Annotated in this window: 19 protein-coding genes; 14 read left to right on the forward strand and 5 right to left on the reverse strand. The window is 65.4% G+C overall.

Translation table 11 applies throughout. The features are described from left to right. The first annotated feature begins 26 nt into the window (after positions 1 to 26). Positions 27 to 875, forward strand: a complete 849-nt coding sequence (gene rsmA / locus BMW90_RS03560) for a 16S rRNA (adenine(1518)-N(6)/adenine(1519)-N(6))-dimethyltransferase RsmA (protein ID WP_048531134.1) — start codon at positions 27 to 29, stop codon at positions 873 to 875. Positions 876 to 1,053: 178 nt separating this feature from the next. Here rsmA and BMW90_RS03565 read toward each other — a convergent pair whose 3' ends face one another. The 3 genes from BMW90_RS03565 to prfA all read right to left on the reverse strand — a co-directional run bounded on the left by BMW90_RS03565 (position 1,054) and on the right by prfA (position 3,931). Continuing rightward, positions 1,054 to 1,806, reverse strand: coding sequence for a DUF4167 domain-containing protein (locus BMW90_RS03565; protein ID WP_074835016.1), 753 nt, complete (start codon positions 1,804 to 1,806; stop codon positions 1,054 to 1,056). 245 nt (positions 1,807 to 2,051) lie between these two features. Next, complete coding sequence (gene prmC / locus BMW90_RS03570) at positions 2,052 to 2,882, reverse strand: peptide chain release factor N(5)-glutamine methyltransferase (RefSeq protein ID WP_074835017.1); 831 nt, start codon at positions 2,880 to 2,882, stop codon at positions 2,052 to 2,054. Further along, the gene (gene prfA, locus BMW90_RS03575; RefSeq protein ID WP_074835019.1) at positions 2,879 to 3,931 is read right to left on the reverse strand and encodes a peptide chain release factor 1; all 1,053 of its coding nucleotides are present in this window, start codon (positions 3,929 to 3,931) and stop codon (positions 2,879 to 2,881) included. The genes prmC and prfA overlap by 4 nt, the downstream gene beginning before the upstream one ends. 61 nt (positions 3,932 to 3,992) lie before the next feature. On the opposite strand from prfA, the gene BMW90_RS03580 reads away from it, so the two are divergent. Then, positions 3,993 to 4,277 carry a hypothetical protein gene (locus tag BMW90_RS03580; RefSeq protein ID WP_074835020.1) on the forward strand — a complete coding sequence of 95 codons (285 nt, stop codon included), beginning with the start codon at positions 3,993 to 3,995 and terminating at the stop codon, positions 4,275 to 4,277. On the opposite strand, the gene BMW90_RS03585 is transcribed toward BMW90_RS03580, so the two are convergent. After that, positions 4,224 to 4,658, reverse strand: coding sequence for a DUF1499 domain-containing protein (locus BMW90_RS03585; RefSeq protein ID WP_074835022.1), 435 nt, complete (start codon positions 4,656 to 4,658; stop codon positions 4,224 to 4,226). The genes BMW90_RS03580 and BMW90_RS03585 overlap by 54 nt on opposite strands. Before the next feature lie 4 nt (positions 4,659 to 4,662). After that, positions 4,663 to 5,634: an agmatinase gene (gene speB, locus BMW90_RS03590; protein ID WP_074835023.1), complete on the reverse strand. Its 972-nt coding sequence runs from the start codon at positions 5,632 to 5,634 to the stop codon at positions 4,663 to 4,665. 88 nt (positions 5,635 to 5,722) lie between these two features. Between speB and mazG the strand changes: the two genes are divergently transcribed. The 12 genes from mazG to BMW90_RS03650 all read left to right on the forward strand — a co-directional run bounded on the left by mazG (position 5,723) and on the right by BMW90_RS03650 (position 18,756). Beyond that, complete coding sequence (mazG, locus tag BMW90_RS03595; protein ID WP_074835025.1) at positions 5,723 to 6,547, forward strand: nucleoside triphosphate pyrophosphohydrolase; 825 nt, start codon at positions 5,723 to 5,725, stop codon at positions 6,545 to 6,547. Between the two features lie 107 nt (positions 6,548 to 6,654). Then, entirely contained in the window at positions 6,655 to 7,596 is a 942-nt protein-coding gene (locus BMW90_RS03600) for a nucleoside hydrolase (protein WP_074835027.1), read from the forward strand. Further along, entirely contained in the window at positions 7,593 to 8,042 is a 450-nt protein-coding gene (locus tag BMW90_RS03605) for a GNAT family N-acetyltransferase (RefSeq protein WP_074835028.1), read from the forward strand. Before BMW90_RS03600 ends, BMW90_RS03605 begins: the two co-directional genes overlap by 4 nt. 64 nt (positions 8,043 to 8,106) lie before the next feature. After that, positions 8,107 to 9,354, forward strand: coding sequence for a cation:proton antiporter (locus tag BMW90_RS03610; protein WP_074835030.1), 1,248 nt, complete (start codon positions 8,107 to 8,109; stop codon positions 9,352 to 9,354). After that, positions 9,354 to 10,301: a CorA family divalent cation transporter gene (locus tag BMW90_RS03615; RefSeq protein ID WP_074835032.1), complete on the forward strand. Its 948-nt coding sequence runs from the start codon at positions 9,354 to 9,356 to the stop codon at positions 10,299 to 10,301. Before BMW90_RS03610 ends, BMW90_RS03615 begins: the two co-directional genes overlap by 1 nt. Positions 10,302 to 10,380: 79 nt before the next feature. Continuing rightward, a complete protein-coding gene (locus BMW90_RS03620) occupies positions 10,381 to 11,223 on the forward strand; it encodes a tellurite resistance TerB family protein (protein ID WP_074835033.1) in 843 nt (280 codons plus the stop codon). Between the two features lie 132 nt (positions 11,224 to 11,355). Further along, the gene (locus tag BMW90_RS03625) at positions 11,356 to 12,594 is read left to right on the forward strand and encodes an aspartate kinase (RefSeq protein WP_048531112.1); all 1,239 of its coding nucleotides are present in this window, start codon (positions 11,356 to 11,358) and stop codon (positions 12,592 to 12,594) included. A 55-nt stretch (positions 12,595 to 12,649) separates the two neighbouring features. Then, complete coding sequence (locus BMW90_RS03630; protein WP_074835035.1) at positions 12,650 to 13,432, forward strand: hypothetical protein; 783 nt, start codon at positions 12,650 to 12,652, stop codon at positions 13,430 to 13,432. Between the two features lie 69 nt (positions 13,433 to 13,501). Then, positions 13,502 to 15,742 carry a phosphoenolpyruvate--protein phosphotransferase gene (gene ptsP / locus BMW90_RS03635; protein ID WP_074835036.1) on the forward strand — a complete coding sequence of 747 codons (2,241 nt, stop codon included), beginning with the start codon at positions 13,502 to 13,504 and terminating at the stop codon, positions 15,740 to 15,742. Between the two features lie 75 nt (positions 15,743 to 15,817). After that, a complete protein-coding gene (locus BMW90_RS03640; RefSeq protein ID WP_048531107.1) occupies positions 15,818 to 16,438 on the forward strand; it encodes a COG3650 family protein in 621 nt (206 codons plus the stop codon). Between the two features lie 147 nt (positions 16,439 to 16,585). Beyond that, on the forward strand, positions 16,586 to 17,479 hold the full coding sequence (locus tag BMW90_RS03645; RefSeq protein WP_074835038.1) for a DMT family transporter: 894 nt from the start codon (positions 16,586 to 16,588) through the stop codon (positions 17,477 to 17,479). Between the two features lie 98 nt (positions 17,480 to 17,577). Then, complete coding sequence (locus tag BMW90_RS03650) at positions 17,578 to 18,756, forward strand: OmpP1/FadL family transporter (RefSeq protein ID WP_074835040.1); 1,179 nt, start codon at positions 17,578 to 17,580, stop codon at positions 18,754 to 18,756. Positions 18,757 to 18,856: the final 100 nt, after the last annotated feature.

Here is an 18,856-nt window from a genome sequence, read left to right on the forward strand (position 1 = left end):
CGTATTTTTGAAAGAGAAGAAGCCTGATGGCCACGATTGACGACCTGCCGCCGCTGCGCGAGGTGATCACCGATCACGGGCTGGTGGCAAAAAAGGCGCTGGGGCAGAACTTCCTGCTCGACCTCAACCTTACCGCCAAGATCGCGCGGCTGGCCGGCGAGCTGTCGGGCTGCGACGTGCTCGAGATCGGCCCCGGCCCCGGCGGGCTGACCCGGGGCCTGCTGGCCGAGGGGGCGCGCAAGGTGCTGGCGATCGAAAAGGACGCGCGCTGCCTGCCCGCGCTGGCCGAGATCGGGGCGCGCTATCCCGGCCAGCTCGAGGTGATCAACGGCGATGCGCTGGAGATCGACCCCGGGCAATACCTGATGCCGCCGATCCGAATTGCCGCCAATCTGCCTTACAACGTCGGCACCGAGCTTCTGGTGCGTTGGCTGACGCCGCCGGAGTGGCCGCCGTTCTGGCAGTCGCTGACGCTGATGTTCCAGCGCGAGGTGGCACAGCGCATAGTGGCCGAACCGGGATCGAAAACCTATGGCCGCCTGGCAATCCTGTCGCAATGGCGCGCCGATCCGCGCATCGTGCTGCATCTGCCGCCCGAGGCCTTTTCGCCGCCGCCCAAGGTGTCTTCGGCGGTGGTGCATCTGACCGCCCTGCCCGCGCCGCGCTTTCCGGCCGATGCCAGGATCCTGCAAGAGGTGGTGGCGCGCGGCTTCAACCAGCGGCGCAAGATGCTACGGGCAAGCCTCAAGGGGCTGCATCCCGGCATCGAGGATCTGCTGCGCGCCGCCGGGATCAAACCCACCGAGCGGGCCGAGCAGGTCTCGCTCGAGGCCTTCTGCGCGCTGGCCCGCGAGGTGGAAGCCGCACGGCGCTGAGCCCGGCCGTTCTTGCTCCCCGTCCCGGACCCCGATCCGGGACCTCGCCGCCGTATCGCCCATCTGCCATGAGGCCCCGGACCCCGATCCGGGGCGCGTGGGATCCCGGGGGCGCAAAAGCAAAGGGCCGCTCCTCGGAGCGACCCTGTGCAATGTCATGTGTCAGGCGCCGCCGAGGTTATTCGGCCGCCTGCGACGGCTCGTCCTTGGCCGGGGCATCGGCGGAAGCGTCCTTGGCCGAGCTGTCCTTGGCCGGGGTGTCCTTGGCCGGGGTGTCCTTGGCAGCGGCGCGGCGCGTTGGCCGCTTGGCCGGGGTATCCTTGGCCGGGGTATCCTTGGCCGAGGCGTCCTTGGCAGAGGCATCCTTGGCCGGCGCCTCGCCGCCCGCCTCTCCCTCGGGCTTCTTGCGCGCCGGCTTGCGGCGGCTGCGCTTGGGCTTGTCTTCCTCGACCTTGCTCTCTGGCGTCTCGACCAGCGTGCTGTCGGCGTCGGTGTCGGAAACATCGAGCACATCGGGCTGCGGTGCCTCGCTCGGATCGGCGGCCTCGGAGGGCTGCGGATTGCCATTGCCGTTGCCGTTGCCGTTCGAGGATTCGCGCTCCTGCCGTTCGGCCCGCTCGCGATCGCGCTGCGCCTGCCGCTCGCGGTTCTGGCGCTCCTGCTCCTCGCGCTTGGCGTCCTGTTCCTTCTGCGCCTCGCCCAGAAGCCTCAGGTAATGCTCGGCGTGCTGCTGGAAATTTTCGGTCGCCACCCGGTCACCGGCCAACTGGGCATCGCGTGCCAGCTGGTTGTATTTGTCGATGATCTGCTGCGGCGTACCGCGCACCTTGCCTTCGGGCCCGGAGCTGTCGAAGACCCGGTTGATGATATTGCCACCAGAAGGCTTGTTGCGGTTCGATCGCGACCGCGACCGTGACTTGGATGATCTCATTATACTGTTATCCAGCCCGTTTTTGGATAGTCTCTAGCCGGTGTGCCAAACGCGATGCTATGGCGCGGTGCATTCGGCAATCATGCTCTTGTGCGGCGAGTGTCTCGCGGGGCGCAATACGCGACCCATCTGCGACGACACCCAAGCACTAACCACGACAAGCCCGGCCTTACAAGGGGGTAATTGTCGCATTCCCCGCCCGAAACCGCCAAAAGCGGCAGATTTGCACCGATTTCGAGCGAAATTCACTGAATCTTGCGAGCGCTAACGGCCCGGTCGCGGCCATCGAGATCCTGGATCACCACCACATCCGACAGCCCGCCCTCGCGCATCAGCACCGCCACGGGAAAGGCCTGCTGCCAGCCGATCTCGACCAGCAGCCGGCCGCCGGGTTCGAGAAACTGGCCGGCGCTGGCGGCAATGGCGCGATAGGCCGAGAGGCCGTCGGCCTCGTCGGTCAGCGCCAGGCGCGGCTCATGCGCCAGCTCCGGCGCCAGCGCCGTCATTTCGTGATCGGCGATGTATGGCGGGTTCGAGACGATCAGATCAAAGCTGCCGTCGACCTCGGCGAACCAGTCGCTCTGGCGCAGGAGCGCGCATTCCGACAGGCCCAGCATCGCCCGGTTGCGCGCCGCCACATCAAGCGCGGCGGGCGAGACATCGACCCCCAGCCCCCAGGCGCCCTGGCTTTCGGCCAGCAGCGTCAGCAGGATACAGCCCGTGCCGGTGCCGAGATCGAGCAGCCGTTCGAACGGCTGGGCCAGCGCCGCCTCGATCAGGGTTTCGGTTTCCGGCCGGGGGTCGAGCACATCCGGCGTGACCGCGAATTCGCGGCCGTAAAACATCCGCTTTCCAGTGAGATGCGAGACAGGTTCCCGGGCCGCCCGGCGCGTGATCAGATTGTCGAACCGCGCCGCCGCTTCGGGATCGACCGGCTCCGGTAGCACCAGCGTCAGCCGCCCGGCCTCTTGCCCCAGCGCATGTGCCAGAAGCCGGCGGGCATCGTTGCCGGCGCCGTCTATCCCGGCGGTCTTGAGCGCGCGCGTGCCGCGCGCCAGCAGTTCCGAGCCGGTCATTCCATCGCCGCCAACTGGGTCGCCTGGGCATCGGCCGTCAGCGCATCGACGATCTCGTCGAGATCGCCCTGCATCACCTGGTCGAGTTTGTAGAGCGTGAGGTTGATGCGATGATCGGTCATTCGGCCCTGCGGGAAATTATAGGTACGGATACGTTCGCTGCGGTCACCGGAGCCGACCTGGGATTTGCGGTCGGCGCTGCGTTCGCTGTCGACCCGGCTGCGCTCGAGGTCGTAAAGCCGCGTCTTGAGCACCTGCATGGCAATCTCGCGGTTGCGGTGCTGGCTCTTCTCGGAGCTGGTGACGACGATGCCGGTGGGGACATGGGTGATCCGCACGGCCGAATCGGTGGTGTTGACGTGCTGGCCGCCGGCGCCCGAGGCGCGCATGGTGTCTATGCGGATATCGCCGGCGTCGATCTGGATATCCACATCCTCGGCCTCTGGCAGCACCGCCACGGTGGCGGCCGAGGTATGGATGCGGCCGCCGCTTTCGGTGGTGGGCACGCGCTGGACGCGGTGCACGCCGGATTCGTATTTCAGCCGGGCAAAGACGCCCTCGCCTTTCACATGCGCCACCACTTCCTTGATGCCGCCCAGCTCGGTGGCGTTTTCCTCGATGATCTCGAAATTCCAGCCCCGGGCCTCGGCATAGCGCTGGTACATGCGCAGCAGATCGCCGGCAAAAAGCGCCGCCTCTTCGCCGCCGGTGCCGGGCCGGATTTCGACGATGGCGGGCCGGGCATCGGCCTCGTCGCGTGGCAGAAGCGCCAGTTGCAGCGCGTGCTCTGCCTCGGGCAGGCGCTTTTTCAGCACCGGCAGCTCCTCTTCCGCCAGCTCGCGCATGTCGGGATCGGCGAGCAGCGCCTCAGCCTCGGCCATGTCTTCCAGGAGCTGGCGCCAGGCGGCGATCTGGTCGACCACCGGCTTGAGATCGGAATATTCCTTGGCCAGCGCCGCGATCTCGCCAGCATCGGCGCCGGCGTTCATCCGGGCCTCCAGATATTGGAAACGGTCTTCGATCTGGCGCAGGCGGTCTTCGGGAATCATGCGGGGAGGCTTCTGCCGGTCAGAATTGTCAGGTTTGGGAGTTTCGTGATAAACTGCTCTCATGGTGAGAGGAAGTACCCTTTTGTGGCTGCTTGCGGCGCCTGCCCTGGCCGATGTGACCGGCCCGGGCGGACGCACCGTCGATTGTTACTGCACCGACCGAAACGGCGCCCGCGTGGAGCTGGGCCAGACCATCTGTCTTCAGGTCGATGGCCGCATGTTCATGGCGCAGTGTCAGATGTCGCTCAACGTGCCGATGTGGCGCGAGGTGGCGCAGGGCTGTCTCGGCGCCTCACAGAGCGGCGAGCCAACCCTCGATGCGGGCGCGGTTGACGCCAAGATCTGACTTGCCGTATCGCGCCCGGCTGAACACCTCGAGCTGCGCGCCCTGCGGCGTCTCGGTCAGACTGAGGGTGGTGTAATCGGGATACCCCATCAGCTTGCTGCGCGTGACATAGGTGATCCGTCCCTCTTCGAGCGAACCGGCCAGCACCTCGGTGCGGGGGGTGGCGCGAATGACGGCATCGAATGCGGCGAACCGCTCTTGCCCGCCCTCGGCCAGCGGTTCCCGGTAGACATGGCTGTTGGCGCCACCGTGGTGGCCCGGATCGGTGAGGCTCGAGGTGACATGCCAGCGCGCCGGGTCGTCGGGCGCGAAGCGCACCCAAACCGCCCCGGCCACCACCGCGCCGTCCAGAAACAGGAGGGCAATATATATGATCTTCATGTAGTTACGCGCCTTTCTTCAGGTGGTTCCAGCCCCAGAGACAGATCAGCTCTGTCGCCACATGGGCGCCGGCGATGGCGGTGGCGCCGGTGGTGTCAAAGGGTGGTGAGACCTCGACGATATCGCCGCCGACCATGTTGATGCCGGCCAGCGCGCGCAAAGCGACGGCGGCCTGCGCGGTGGTCAGCCCGCCCCAGACCGGCGTGCCGGTGCCGGGCGCATAGGCGGGATCGAGGCAATCGATGTCAAAGGTCAGGTAGGTCGGGCTGTCGCCGACGATCTCACGCACCCTGGCGGCGGTGTTTTTCGCCCCGTTTTCATGCACATCCCGCGCATCGATAAGGTGCATCCCGTGGCGATCCGGGTTGTCGGTGCGGATGCCCACATGCACCGAGCGCGAGGGATCGACCAGCCCCAGCTTGATCGCCTTGTAAAGAAAGGTGCCGTGGTCGATGCGGTCGAGATCGTCATCGGTCCAGGTGTCGGAATGGGCGTCGAACTGGATCACCGAAAGCGGACCGAAGACCTCGGCATAGGCCTTGAGGATCGGCAATGTGATGAAGTGATCGCCGCCCAGCGTCACCGTGCCGACGCCCTTGGCCAGGATGCCGGAAATATGGCGTTGCAGCGTTTCGGGAAATTCGGAGACCTTGGCATAATCGAAGGCAAGATCGCCGTAATCGACAATCTTGAGCTCTTCCATGGGGTTATATCCCCAACCATAGGGCGCGTCAGGGCTTTGCAGGGCGCTGGCCTCGCGAATGGCGCGCGGGCCGAAACGGCTGCCGGGGCGATTGGTCACCGCCTGATCGAAGGGCACGCCGGTCACCGCCAGGTCGACGCCGGAGAGATCCTTGCTGTAGCGCCGGCGCAGAAAGGAGGTGGCGCCGCCAAAGGTGTTCTCAAAGCCGAGCCCGGTGTAACTTTCCCGCGTAAACGCCTCGTCTACCTTGGTTTTTGCGTCTTCCAGCGCCATGGTCATTCCCCTTCGGATCGGCCGGTGTCTGGACTTCGTGCCCGCCCCGCGACAGGGTGCAGACAATCGCAAATGACCGGGGGCTGCAATGGCTGACGACGCTTTGATCCAGGATCCGCAGGGTGGCATGCCGCGGCTGCTCGAAATCATGCGGCGGCTGCGCGATCCCGAAACCGGCTGCCCCTGGGATATCGAACAGGATTTCAGCACCATCGCGCCCTACACCATCGAAGAGGCCTATGAGGTCGCCGATGCCATCGAACGGCAGGATTGGGGCGAACTGAAAGGCGAATTGGGCGATCTGCTGTTCCAGTCGGTGTTCCATGCGCAGATGGCGCAGGAGGCCGGGCTGTTCGACTTTGACGACGTGGCCAACACCATGTCCGACAAGATGGTGGCGCGGCATCCGCATGTGTTCGGCGCCGAGAGCCGCGAGAAGAGCCCCGAGCAGCAGACCCGCGACTGGGAGGCGATCAAGGCCGCGGAACGGGCGGAAAAGGCGCAGAAAGGCGCGCTCGATGGCGTCGCGGTCGGGCTGCCGGCACTGCTCCGCGCGTTCAAGTTGCAAAAACGCGCGGCGCGGGTGGGGTTTGACTGGCCCGAGACCGAACAGGTGCTCGACAAGATCGCCGAAGAGGCGCGCGAGCTGGTCGAGGCGCGCGAGAGCCTGCCGCAGGACAAGGTCGAAGAGGAGATGGGCGATCTGCTCTTTGTCATGGCCAATCTCGCACGGCATCTGGCGGTCGACCCCGAGGCCGCGCTGCGCCGGGCCAATGCAAAATTCACGCGCCGTTTCAAATCGATAGAGGCCGCACTTGCAGCGCAGGGCAGATCAACGGCCGACTCGGACCTGGACGAGATGGATGCGCTCTGGGACGCCGCCAAGGCGGCCGAACGGCGGGCCGCGGAATGATCCGTCCGCGCGCCGCCTGACACATTCTGGCGGCAAACCGCTTATGGACTCTCGGCGCCGCGATTGACAAGTTGGCGCGCAAACAGCCCTGCCCTGAACGAGGTCCCATGACCCAACGCAAGATCATCATCGACACCGACCCCGGACAGGACGACGCGGTGGCGATCCTTCTCGCTCTGGCCAGCCCCGAAGAGATCGAGGTGCTGGGCATCACCGCCGTGGCCGGCAACGTGCCTCTGGCGCTGACCGCCAAGAACGCCCGCATCGTCTGCGAACTGGCCGGCAAGCCGGAAACCCCGGTCTTTGCCGGCTGTGACAGCCCGATGAAACGGCGGCTGGTGACGGCCGAACATGTGCACGGCAAGACCGGGCTCGACGGGCCGGTGCTGTCCGATCCGACGATGGATTTGCAGGAAATGCACGCCGTGGATTTCATCATCGAGACCCTGCGATCCGAGCCCGAGGGCACGGTCACGCTTTGCCCGCTGGGCCCGCTGACCAATATCGCCACGGCCTTTGAACGGGCCCCCGACGTGGCCGCGCGGGTGCGCGAGATCGTGTTGATGGGCGGCGCCTATTTCGAGGTGGGCAACATCACGCCCGCCGCCGAGTTCAACATTTACGTCGACCCGGAAGCCGCTGATATCGTGTTCAAATCCGGCGCACCGATCACGGTGATGCCGCTGGACGTGACCCATAAGGCGCTGGTCACCAAGGCGCGCAACGACGCGTTCCGTGCTCTGGCAACGCCGGTCGGCGTGGCGGTGGCCGAGATGACCGATTTCTTCGAACGTTTCGACAAGGAGAAATACGGCTCTGACGGCGCGCCGCTGCATGACCCCTGCGTGATCGCCTGGCTGCTCAAGCCCGAGCTGTTTTCCGGTCGCAAGATCAATGTCGAGATCGAGACCGGCTCTGAACTGACGCTCGGCATGACCGTGGCGGATTGGTGGGGGGTGACCGACCGGCCGGCCAATGCGCTGTTCATCGGCGATGTGGATGGCGACGGCTTCTTTGCCCTGCTGACGGAAAGGCTGGCCCGCCTATGAGCACCAGATTGCACCTCGCCGGACCGGATGACATCGAACGGCTGATGCCGCTGACCGCCGCATTCTGCGCCGAGACCGGCCTCGAGACCGATGACGACCGGCGCCGCGCCGCCGTTCTGCCACTGCTCGAAGGCTCGCCGCATGGCGCAGTCTATCTGATCGGGCCGCAGAAGGCGCCGGTGGGCTATATCATCCTCAGCTTCGGCTGGTCGCTGGAGTTTGGCGGCATGGACGGCTTTGTCGACGAGCTCTACATCCGCCCCGCCGTGCGTGGCCGCGGCATGGCGACCGATGTGCTCTATTCCCTGCCGCGGGCGCTGCGCGATGCCGGGCTCAAGGCGCTGCATCTGGAGGTGAAGCGCGAGGACAAATCCGCCCAGCGGCTCTATCGCAAGGCGCATTTCGAGCTGCGGGACGGCTACTCCCTGATGTCGCTCAAACTGTAGGCTCTGGCTCTGTGGCGGGCCGCGTGCTACCGCTGAAGACACCGGGGCCAAGGCAGGTAGCACGATGAATTTTCTGCAAATCACATCCCTGCTGATTGTTCTGGCGGGGCTCTTTGGCGCGATCAACTATCTTGTCCTGAAGCTGCCCGCCGCGATCGGCATTCTGGTCGTGGCGCTGCTGGCCTCTTTCGGGATCATGGCGCTCGATCTGGCGCTGCCGGCGCTGGGGCTGGCCGATACGGTGCGGGCCACCGTGCAGGGGCTGGAGTTCTCCGACGCGCTGCTCGAAGGCATGCTGGGGCTGCTGCTCTTTGCCGGGGCGCTGCATGTGAAGCTCTCGGATCTGCGGGCGCAATGGCGGATCGTCTTTCTGATGGCGACGCTGGGTGTGGGCCTGTCTACGGTGATCGCGGGCTTCGGCTTTTTCTGGATCACCGGCATGCCGCTGCTGGTGGCGCTGGTCTTCGGCGCGCTGATCTCGCCCACCGATCCGGTGGCGGTGCTCGGGGTGCTGCGCGAGGCCAATCTGCGCAAGGAGCTGGAAACCAAGATCGCCGGCGAGTCGCTGTTCAATGACGGTGTCGGCTATGTGGTCTTTCTGGTGCTGGTCGGCCTCGCCTTTCCTGTCGGCGGCGCCCATGACGCCGGGCTCGAGGCGGCGGCGCTGCTGTTTGTTCAAGAGGCGCTTGGCGGCGCGGTGCTGGGGATCGTGCTGGGCTGGCTCACCTTCCGGCTGATGCGGCGGATCGACGATTATTCGCTCGAGGTGCTGCTGACGCTGGGGCTGGCCTTCGGCGGCTATGAGCTGGCGGTCTATCTCCATGTCTCGGCGCCGATCATGGCGGTCTGCGCCGGGCTGCTGATCGGCGATATCGGTGCCAAGCACGGCATGACTGAAGAGACCCGCAACTATGTCGATGCCTTCTGGAAGCTGATCGACGAGATCCTCAACGCCGTGCTGTTTCTGATGATCGGTTTCGAGGTCTTCGCCCTGGCCTTCGACGTCGGCGACCTGATGATCGGGGTGATGTCGATCGCGCTGGCGCTGGTGGCGCGGCTGCTGGCGGTGGCGGTGCCGGTGCTGGTGCTGCGCCCGTTCCGCAGCTTTCCGCGCGACGTGATCCCGATCATGACCTGGGGCGGGCTCAAGGGCGGCATCTCGGTCGCGCTGGCGCTGTCGCTGCCCGAAGGGGAATGGAAACCGGTGATCCTGACGGCGACCTATGTGGTGGTGATCTTCTCGATCATCGTTCAGGGCCTTAGCGTGACCCGACTGGCCAACCGGCTGGGCCGCGAGCCGGACCTCGTCTGATGGCGCTCTTTGTCTTCGATATCGACGCCGATGGACGGGCCCAGGCCGGCGCGCTGGATCAGGAGGCTGCCCGGGGGCACTGGCGCTGGGTGCATTTCGACCTGGCGGCGCCGGGCACGGTGGCGCGGGTCGGCCAGCTGGTTTCCGAAGAGGCGGCCGAGGTGCTTGTGCAGCCGGAAACCCGGCCGCGCTATCTGGGCCTGGGCGAGTCGCTGATCCTGATCCTGCGGGGGGCGAACTTCAACCCGGGGCAGCAGGCCGATGACATGGTCTCGCTGCGGCTCTGGGCCGGCCGCGACCTGGTGGTCACCCTGCGGCACCGGCCGATCTTTGCCGTGCGCGAATTGCAGGCCGATCTCGAGGCCGGCCATTGCCTGCCCGGCGGCCCCGGCGAACTGGTGGCCGAACTGACCGAGCGGTTGGTCGACCGGATCGAACAGGTCTCGCTCAAGCTTGACGATCAGGTCGATGCGCTGGAAGAGGCGATCCTCGATCCCGATTGCCCACCCGATGTGCTTGCGCCGCTGCCCGAACTGCGCCGCGCCTCGATCCGCCTGCTGCGCTACCTGCGGCCGCAGAGCGAGACCCTGCGCCGGCTCGAGGCCCGGCCACCGGACGGCCTCGCCCTGCCCCATGACGAGATCCGCGAGAGCGCCAACCGGGCGCAGCGCGCGCTCGAGGAACTGGACGCAGTGCACCAGCGGCTGGGGGCGCTGGCCGATCACCAATATGCCCAGAAGGCCGATCAGCTCTCGCGCAACGGCTACGGGCTGTCGGTGGTGGCGGCGATCTTTCTGCCGCTGGGGTTTGTCACCGGGCTGTTCGGCATGAACGTCGGCGGGCTGCCCTTTACCGACACGGCCTGGGGCTTTGCCATCGTCTGTTTCGGCATGGCCGGTTCGGTGATCCTGGTGCTGCTGGCGCTGCGCCTGTTGCGGCTGATCTGACGCCGGCGGGATTCCCCCCTTACTTGCGCGGCAAAACCTGCCAGAGTGGCAGCAATCCATTTCAACGGGAGGATATGACATGGGATTGATGGGCACTTTGGCCAAGGTTGCGCTGGGGTACGCCGCCGCACGCGGGGTGGATCACCTGAGCAGGAACCAGGGGCTCGGCGGCATGCTGGGCGGCGCGCAGGTGCCCTCGGGCGCGGCAAAGGCGCGCCAGAACCCGACCGCCGAGGCCTTGGGCCAGATGCCCGGCATGGAGCAGATGCGCGGCATGATGGCCCAGATGCGCGAGAGCGGCGCCCAGAGCATGACGCAGGCGCAGGACATGTTTGCCAGGATGGTGGGGGCCGGCGGCGGCGCCGGGATGAACCTGCAAGAGATGATGGGCAACATGATGGGCGGCGGCCAGAGCGCGGACGCCAAGGGCAGCGGGTTGCTCTCGGGCGCCGGCGGCGCGGGGCTGGCCGGGCTGCTCTCGATGGCCGGCGGCGCCGCGGCGGCCCAGGGCAAGGGCGTGGGCGCGATGCTCGACCAGGTTTCCGACACCCCCGGCGCGCCCGAGGCGGAAGCCGCCGCCGGGCTGATGCTGCGGGCGATGATCCAGGCGGCCAAGTCCGATGGCGGGATCGACGCGGCGGAAAAGAAGAAGATCCTCGAAACCGTGGGCGAGGATGCCGACGCCGAGAGCCTGGCTTTCGTCAAGAAACAGCTCTCCGCCGAGGTCGACCCCGAGGCTCTGGCCCGCGACACGCCGGACGCGCAGAAGATGCAGGTCTATTCGATGTCGCTGATGCCGATCCGCGTGGATACCGAGGCCGAGGCGCAATATCTCGACACCCTGGCCTCGGAACTCGGCCTCGATCAGCAGACGGTGAACATGCTGCATCTTCAGATGGGGGTGCAACCGCTCTACGCCTGAGCCGCCGTCCCGATCTTTCGCCCGGCCTCACCGCCGCCGGGCAATACCCTGCCGGCGCGGCCAATCGGCGCTCTTGCCCTTTTTCATCCATCTGCGTAAACCGCGCCGGACGACTTCAGGCAGGACGATCCCATGCCCCTTCTGGTGATGAAATTCGGCGGCACCTCCGTCGCCACGCTCGACCGTATCCGCCGCGCCGCCAAACGGGTGGGCGTGGAAGTGGCCAAGGGCTATGACGTGATCGTCATCGTCTCGGCCATGGCGGGCGAGACCAACAAGCTTGTCGGTCTGGTCAACGAGACCTCGCCGCTCTTTGATGCGCGCGAATACGATGCGATCGTGTCGTCCGGCGAGAATGTGACCGCCGGGCTGATGGCGCTGACGCTTCAGGAAATGGACGTGCCGGCGCGCAGCTGGCAGGGCTGGCAAGTGCCGCTCAAGACCACCAACGCCCATGCCGCGGCGCGGATCGTCGAGATCCCGACCGACAACATCTCGGCGAAATTCGCCGAGGGCATGCAGGTGGCCGTGGTCGCAGGGTTTCAGGGCATCGGCCCCGACGGCCGCGTCACCACCCTGGGCCGGGGCGGCTCGGACACCACGGCGGTGGCTTTTGCAGCCGCCTTCGGCGCCGAGCGCTGCGATATCTATACCGATGTGGACGGCGTCTATACCACCGACCCGCGCATCTGCGAAAAGGCCCGCAAACTCGACAAGATCGCCTTTGAGGAGATGCTGGAACTGGCCTCCCTGGGCGCCAAGGTGCTGCAAACCCGTTCCGTCGAACTGGCAATGCGCTATAACGTCAAACTGCGGGTGCTTTCGAGCTTCGAGGAAATGGACGACGCGGCCGGAACGCTCGTCTGCGATGAGGATGAAATCATGGAACTCAATGTCGTCTCTGGCGTGGCCTATTCCCGTGACGAGGCCAAGATGACCCTGATCTCGGTGGCCGACCGCCCCGGCATCGCCGCCGCGATCTTTGGCCCGCTGTCCGAGGCCGGCGTCAATGTCGACATGATCGTGCAGAACATCTCGGAAGAGGGCCGCACCGACATGACCTTCTCCTGCCCCACCGATCAGGTGAAACGGGCGGAAAAGGCGATGGCCGACGCCAAGGCCGCGGGCGCGATCAATTTCCACGATATCGTCGCCGACACCGGTGTCGCCAAGGTCTCGGTGGTGGGGATCGGCATGCGCAGCCATGCCGGTGTGGCAGCCAAGATGTTCAAGGTACTCTCGGATGAGGGGATCAACATCAAGGTCATTACAACTTCCGAGATAAAAATTTCCGTGCTGATCGACCGGAAATATATGGAACTCGCCGTGCAAGCGCTTCATGATGCCTTCGAACTGGAAAAGGCGGCCTGACGCCAAAGCCCTGCGACGGGCCTAGGCAAGTCGGGTCCGAACGGGGAGATCGGTGATGCGACACGCGGCTTTTGCCGTCGCTTTGGGTGCCTGCCTGCCGCTTTCGGCGGCGGCGGAGCCACTGTTCTTTTCCTCGGTCACCTCGAATGACATCGATTATATCCTGACCGATGACCCCGATGCGCTGGCCTGCCTTGTCGACCGCGGCGATGGCCGGCGCGAAATGCCGGACAAGCGCGGCGGCCCGCTGATGGCCGAGGGCGTGCATCTTTTTGATGCGCGCTATCTCGATGGCGCGATGGTGCCGATCTGGGCGCATCCCCGGCTGGGCGACCGCGACGCGGCTCTGGCGACGGTGACGCCGCTGGCCCATGCAATCGGCAAGCTGCCGGGGTTCATGCGCGCCAAGCTCGATCATGTGGTGCTGCTCGACGGCGACGAAAGCGCCTTTGCCGAGGATCGCGGGCGGTTCTTTGTGGTCTATGCCGAAAACCTCGCCCGCCGCATCGCCAGTCATGATCTGGAGGAAACGGTGTTTCACGAAAGCGTCCATGCCACGCTCGACCAGCCGCATGCCGCCTCAGAGGCCTGGCGCGCGGCGCAGCAGGCCGATGGCGGATTTCTCACCGGATATGGCGCCGAAAACCCGGACGGCGAGGATCTGGCCGAGACCCTGCTGATCGCCTATGCGGCGCTGCGCCATCCCGAACGGCTGCCCGCGGCGCTGACGGAACGGCTGCGCCGGCAGGTGCCGCACCGGCTCGCCTTTATCGAAAACCTGCTGACGCGGCTGGACCGGCCGGCGGCGATGCGCGACAGGGCCGCGGTTTGCGGTTAGACACAAGGGCCACACCGCGGCGTGACACCCGCCCATGACACTTCGGTCCGAATAAGGGGACATCGACATATGCCAGAAGGTACGGAAAGCGAAAGCCGCAAGCTTCTCAGACGCTTGCGCGACCTCATGGCGGAGGAAGCCGCCGGTCAGGAAAGGCTCGACAAGATCACCCATCTGACCGCGGATTCGATGAAGACCGAGGTCTGTTCGGTCTATCTGTTCCGCGACGAGGACACGCTCGAGCTTTGTGCCACCGAGGGTCTGAAGGCGGAAGCGGTGCACCAGACCCGGCTGCGTGTCGGCGAAGGCCTTGTCGGCCGGGTGGCGCGGCAGGGCAATATCGTCAACACCGCCAATGCGCCGCAGGCGCCCGGATTCCGCTACATGGCCGAGACCGGCGAGGAGATTTATTCCAGCTTCCTCGGCGTGCCGATCCAGCGGCTGGGCGAGATGCTCGGCGTGCTGGTGGTGCAGTCGAAAGAGGCGCGCGAATTCACCGCCGACGAGGTCTATGCGCTCGAGGTCGTCGCCATGGTGCTGGCCGAGATGGCCGAGCTGGGCGTCTTTGTCGGCGAGGGTGCGGCGCTTTCGGCGCGCCACACCCAGCCGCATCTGATCCGCGGCATCACCGGACAGGAAGGCGCGGCCGAAGGTTATGTCTGGCTGCACGAGCCGCGGGTGGTGGTCACCAATCCTATCGCCGACGATCCGCACCGCGAGCTGGAGCGGCTGAAAGAGGCGGTCGACGAGCTGCGCGTCGGCGTCGACCAGATGCTGGCCGGCGCCATGGGCGGCGATGCCGAACAGCTCGAAGTGCTTCAGGCCTATCGCATGTTCGCCAATTCGCGAAGCTGGATGCGCCGCATGGAGGAAGACATCTCGCGCGGTCTTTCGGCCGAGGCTGCCGTCGAGAAAGAGCAATCCGCCGCCCGCACCCGGTTGGGCCAGGTGCCCGACGCCTATCTGCGCGAACGGCTGCACGACCTCGACGACCTGTCGAACCGACTGTTGCGCATTCTGACCGGTCAGGGCAGCGCCACCGGTGCCGAGATGCCCGATGATCCGATCCTGATCGCCCGCAACATCGGGCCCGGCGAGCTCTTGGAATACGGCCGTCAGCTCAAGGGTATCGTGCTCGAGGAAGGCGCGGTCGGCAGCCATGCCGCCATTGTCGCGCGGGCGCTGGCGATCCCGCTGGTGCTTCAGGCCAGCCGCATCACCACCGAGGCGCTGAACGGCAATCACATCATGGTCGATGGCGATCAGGGGGTGGTGCACCTGCGTCCCGACGACAATGTCGTCACCGCCTTTCGCGACAAGATGGCGATGCTGCACAAGGCGCAGGAGCGCTATTCCTCGATCCGCGACAAGCCGGCCGAGACGCTTTGCGGAAAGACGATCTCGTTGCACATGAACGCCGGGCTGATGGCCGATCTGCCTTCGCTGGAAAGTTCGGCGGCTGAAGGCGTCGGCCTGTTCCGCACCGAATTGCAGTTCCTGATCCGCAACCAGATGCCCAAGCGGACAGAGCTGGCGCAGATCTATTCCGGCGTGCTCGATGCCGCCAAGGGCAAGCGCGTGGTGTTCCGCACGCTCGACATCGGCTCGGACAAGGTGCTGCCCTACATGAAGGCCACCGACGAGCCGAACCCGGCGCTGGGCTGGCGGGCGATCCGGGTGGCGCTTGACCGTCCCGGCGTGATGCGGATGCAATTGCAGGCGCTGCTGCGCGCGGCCAATGGCCGGCCGCTGTCGGTGATGTTCCCTTTCATCGCGCAATACAGCGAATACAAGCAGGCCCGCGCCGAGATGGACAAGGCGATCGAGCGCGAAAAGATTCTCGGCCACCCCCTGCCCTCCAAGCTCGAGGTCGGCGCCATGCTCGAGACGCCGTCGCTGGCCTTTGCGCCGAACGCGTTTTTCGAGGAAGTGGAATTCCTCTCGATCGGCGGCAATGATCTCAAGCAGTTCTTCTTTGCCGCCGACCGCGAAAACGAGCGGGTGCGGCGCCGCTACGACACGCTCAACACCTCGTTCCTGAGCCTGCTGGAGATGATCATCGCGCGGTGCGACAGCACCGGCACGCAGGTCAGCTTCTGCGGCGAGGATGCGGGCCGCCCGATCGAGGCGATCTGCATGGCGGCGATGGGTCTGCGGACCCTGTCGATGCGTCCGGCCTCGATCGGGCCGGTCAAGCATCTGCTGCGGCGCACCAACCTCGACGAGCTGCGCGAGGTGATCAATGCCGAACGCAAGCGCGGCGCGGAATCGGTGCGCGATGCGGTGATGGAATACCTGCGCACGCAATAAGCCAAGGGATCGCATGCCGCGCCCGGATTTCGCGCTATACTCAGCTTCGTCCCCTTTGGAATCGGAGCCATTGCCATGTTGCGTCTTGCCCTGTTCGCCAGCCTGCTTGCCGGTACAGCCCTGGCCGAGCCGGGCTATTTCCGGGTCACCGATGTTGCCTCGGACGACACGCTCAATGTCCGCGCCCTGCCGGATGCGCACAGCGAAGACATCGGCGATCTGGCCCATGATCAGACCGCCGTCGAGGTGATCGACACCGACGAAAGCGGCGATTGGGGCCGGATCGTCTGGGAAGAGAGCCACGGCTGGGTGGCGATGCGGTTTCTGGAGCCCGACGACATCGCGATGATCGGCCAAAGCCGCCTGCCGCAGGGGCTGTTGTGCAGCGGCACAGAGCCGTTCTGGTCGATCCGCTACACCGGCGACACCGCGCTCTATTCGGATTTCAACAACAATTCCGCGACCTTGCCGCTGACCGATCTGCTCACCGCCGCCGGTCGAACGGGCTTTCCGGCGCTTCTGCGTCATGGCACCGGCGACGCGACCTCGACCGCGGTGATCCGTGCACAGCTCTGCTCGGACGGCATGAGCGACCGCGATTACCCCTATGCGGTCAGTCTGATGATCGAGGCCGGCAAGGACCGGATCCTGTTTGACGGCTGCTGCCAGCTGCCGCTGGAAGCGGGATCGCATTAACCCGCGAAAGCGGAGTTGCCCCCTTTCCATTCCCGCCGCCATATGGTCCTGTCGCGCCATGTTTCGTTTCGCGACCCTGTCTCCCCTGTTCTCAGCGGCGCCCATTGTGGCGCGTGATCTGACGCGCGCCTGTGCCGTGGTGGCGAAATGAGCGAGACCGTCAAGGCGGCGTTCTGGATGATCGGCGCCATCGTGTCCTTTACCGCGATGGCGATTGCCGGCCGGGCGGTGAGCCTCGATCTCGATACCTTCGAGATCATGATGTACCGCAGCCTGATCGGCTTCGTCATCGTGATCACCGTGGCCCGCGCCACCGGCACTCTGGGCCAGGTGACACGACGCAACCTGGGCGTGCACACAATCCGCAACCTCAGCCATTTCGCGGGCCAGAACCTGTGGTTCTATTCGATCACTGCGATTCCATTGGCGCAGGTCTTCGCGCTCGAGTTCACCTCGCCGCTCTGGGTCATCGTGCTGTCGCCGCTGATCCTCGGCGAGCGGCTGACACGGGTGCGGGTGCTGGCGGCGAGTATCGGTTTCGTCGGCATCCTGATCGTCACCCGGCCCAACCCCGAGACATTGGAATTCGGTCAGCTCACGGCGGCAATTGCGGCCATCGGCTTTGCCGGATCGGCGGTGTTCACCCGGCTGTTGACCCGGACCGAAACGATCACCTGCATCCTGTTCTACCTGACTGTAATGCAAGCGATTTTCGGCGTCATCTGCGCCGGGTTCGATGGCGATATCGCACTGCCCACGGCGGCCAACCTGCCTTGGGTCGTGCTGATCGCCTTTGCCGGGCTGGTGGCGCATTTCTGCCTGACGACGGCGCTCAAGCTGGCGCCGGCGGCGGTCGTCATGCCGATCGATTTCGCCCGGCTTCCGGTGATCGCGCTGGTCGGCATGTGGTTCTACTCCGAACCGCTGGACCTCTTGGTCCTGCTGGGCGCGCTGGTCATCTTCGGCGGGAATTACCTCAATATCTGGTCCGCATCACGGGTTCGCGGGCCGGTGCGCGGAGTTGACGTAACAGAAAAGTAACGTCACGGAACAACCTAAAGTGTGACGTTGGGTCAGGAATTGACCGAAATCTGTCTCAGGAATTAGCGTTCAGCCAGGGAAGAGACAGGAAAATCCAGATGAAACATGTAGCAAGTGCCGCTTCTGCGGCCTGCCTTTTTGCAGGCATTGCTCAGGCCGGCGGCCTCGAGCGTGCGCGCCCCGCCGAGGCGATCCTTTTCGAGCAGGGCAATTACGTACAGTTCTCGTTTTCGCAGACCGATGCCGACGTGTCGGGCGACTATCCGGCCTTTGTCGGCGGCGGCAGCACCGGCGACATGTCGGACGCCACCCGGCACATTGGGTTCGGCCTCAAGATGGCGATCAACGACCGGCTCGATTTCGCCCTTCTGATGTCGCAGCCCTATGCGGCCGACGCGGCCTATGGCCAGGGCTTCTACGAGGGGCTGACCGCCAGGTGGAACAGCACCGCCGTCGATGCCATCGTGAAATACAACATGTCCGACCGCTTGTCGGTCTATGGCGGCGCGAGCCTGCTGACCTCTTCGGCCGACATCACCATTCCGGTGGCGCTGGGCAATATCGCCTCCGACCCCGACGGCCCGGCCCTGCTGGGCGGCGGCCCGCTGCCGGGCTCGATCGTCAGCGATTATTCGGCCTCCAGCTCGAAAGAGACCGACCTCGGCTTCATTCTTGGCACGGCCTATGAAATCCCCGATTTCGCCATGCGCGTGGCGCTAACCTATCGCTCCGAGATCGAACATGAATTCGACGCGCGCGAGACCTATACCCAGCTCAGCCTGCCGGGCGGCGTTCCGACCTTCTCGCCGGTGTCGACCACCACCGACACGCCGGTCATCATGCCGCAATCGGTGACCCTGGATTTCCAGTCGGGCGTGGCCCCCAAGACGCTGGTCTTCGGCTCGGTCAAATGGACCGAATGGTCGAAATGGCAGGTCAAGCCCGGCGCCTATGAATCGGAAACCGGCGGCGAGATCACCAGTTTCGACAATGACACCTTCACCTATCAACTGGGTGTCGGCCGTCAGCTCTCGGACCAATTCTCGGTCTTCGCCCGCGCCGGCTATGAATCCAAGAAAGGCGGCGAAAGCTCGCGCCTGTCGCCCACTGACGGCTATACCTCGATCGGTGTCGGCGGCAGCTACACCATGGGCAAGGCCAAGATCACCGCAGGTGTCGAACATGCCTGGCTGGGCGATGCGGAATCGGGCACGCCGACCGATTTCTCGGACAACACCGCCACCGGCTTTGGCATCTCTGTCGGCTTCGCATTCTGACGCCGATATAAAATCCGCTCACGGATTGGCCTCGCCTGCGTGCATCGCGGCGGGGCTTTTTCGTGGCGGGCGGGTGTGCTAGGCGAAGCGAACGTTCAGC

The sequence above is a fragment of the Marinovum algicola genome, assembly GCF_900109145.1.
GTDB classification, from domain to species: domain Bacteria; phylum Pseudomonadota; class Alphaproteobacteria; order Rhodobacterales; family Rhodobacteraceae; genus Marinovum; species Marinovum algicola.

Coding starts and splice junctions, on each gene's coding strand:
- BMW90_RS03625 (WP_048531112.1), top strand. CDS start 11,356: ATGCCCCTTCTGGTGATGAAATTCGGCGGCACCTCCGTCGCCACGCTC.
- ptsP (WP_074835036.1), top strand. CDS start 13,502: ATGCCAGAAGGTACGGAAAGCGAAAGCCGCAAGCTTCTCAGACGCTTG.
- mazG (WP_074835025.1), top strand. CDS start 5,723: ATGGCTGACGACGCTTTGATCCAGGATCCGCAGGGTGGCATGCCGCGG.
- speB (WP_074835023.1), bottom strand. CDS start 5,634: ATGGCGCTGGAAGACGCAAAAACCAAGGTAGACGAGGCGTTTACGCGG.
- BMW90_RS03610 (WP_074835030.1), top strand. CDS start 8,107: ATGAATTTTCTGCAAATCACATCCCTGCTGATTGTTCTGGCGGGGCTC.
- BMW90_RS03600 (WP_074835027.1), top strand. CDS start 6,655: ATGACCCAACGCAAGATCATCATCGACACCGACCCCGGACAGGACGAC.
- BMW90_RS03640 (WP_048531107.1), top strand. CDS start 15,818: ATGTTGCGTCTTGCCCTGTTCGCCAGCCTGCTTGCCGGTACAGCCCTG.
- rsmA (WP_048531134.1), top strand. CDS start 27: ATGGCCACGATTGACGACCTGCCGCCGCTGCGCGAGGTGATCACCGAT.
- prfA (WP_074835019.1), bottom strand. CDS start 3,931: ATGATTCCCGAAGACCGCCTGCGCCAGATCGAAGACCGTTTCCAATAT.
- BMW90_RS03620 (WP_074835033.1), top strand. CDS start 10,381: ATGGGATTGATGGGCACTTTGGCCAAGGTTGCGCTGGGGTACGCCGCC.
- BMW90_RS03615 (WP_074835032.1), top strand. CDS start 9,354: ATGGCGCTCTTTGTCTTCGATATCGACGCCGATGGACGGGCCCAGGCC.
- BMW90_RS03565 (WP_074835016.1), bottom strand. CDS start 1,806: ATGAGATCATCCAAGTCACGGTCGCGGTCGCGATCGAACCGCAACAAG.
- BMW90_RS03580 (WP_074835020.1), top strand. CDS start 3,993: ATGGTGAGAGGAAGTACCCTTTTGTGGCTGCTTGCGGCGCCTGCCCTG.
- BMW90_RS03585 (WP_074835022.1), bottom strand. CDS start 4,658: ATGAAGATCATATATATTGCCCTCCTGTTTCTGGACGGCGCGGTGGTG.
- BMW90_RS03645 (WP_074835038.1), top strand. CDS start 16,586: ATGAGCGAGACCGTCAAGGCGGCGTTCTGGATGATCGGCGCCATCGTG.
- BMW90_RS03650 (WP_074835040.1), top strand. CDS start 17,578: ATGAAACATGTAGCAAGTGCCGCTTCTGCGGCCTGCCTTTTTGCAGGC.
- BMW90_RS03605 (WP_074835028.1), top strand. CDS start 7,593: ATGAGCACCAGATTGCACCTCGCCGGACCGGATGACATCGAACGGCTG.
- prmC (WP_074835017.1), bottom strand. CDS start 2,882: ATGACCGGCTCGGAACTGCTGGCGCGCGGCACGCGCGCGCTCAAGACC.
- BMW90_RS03630 (WP_074835035.1), top strand. CDS start 12,650: ATGCGACACGCGGCTTTTGCCGTCGCTTTGGGTGCCTGCCTGCCGCTT.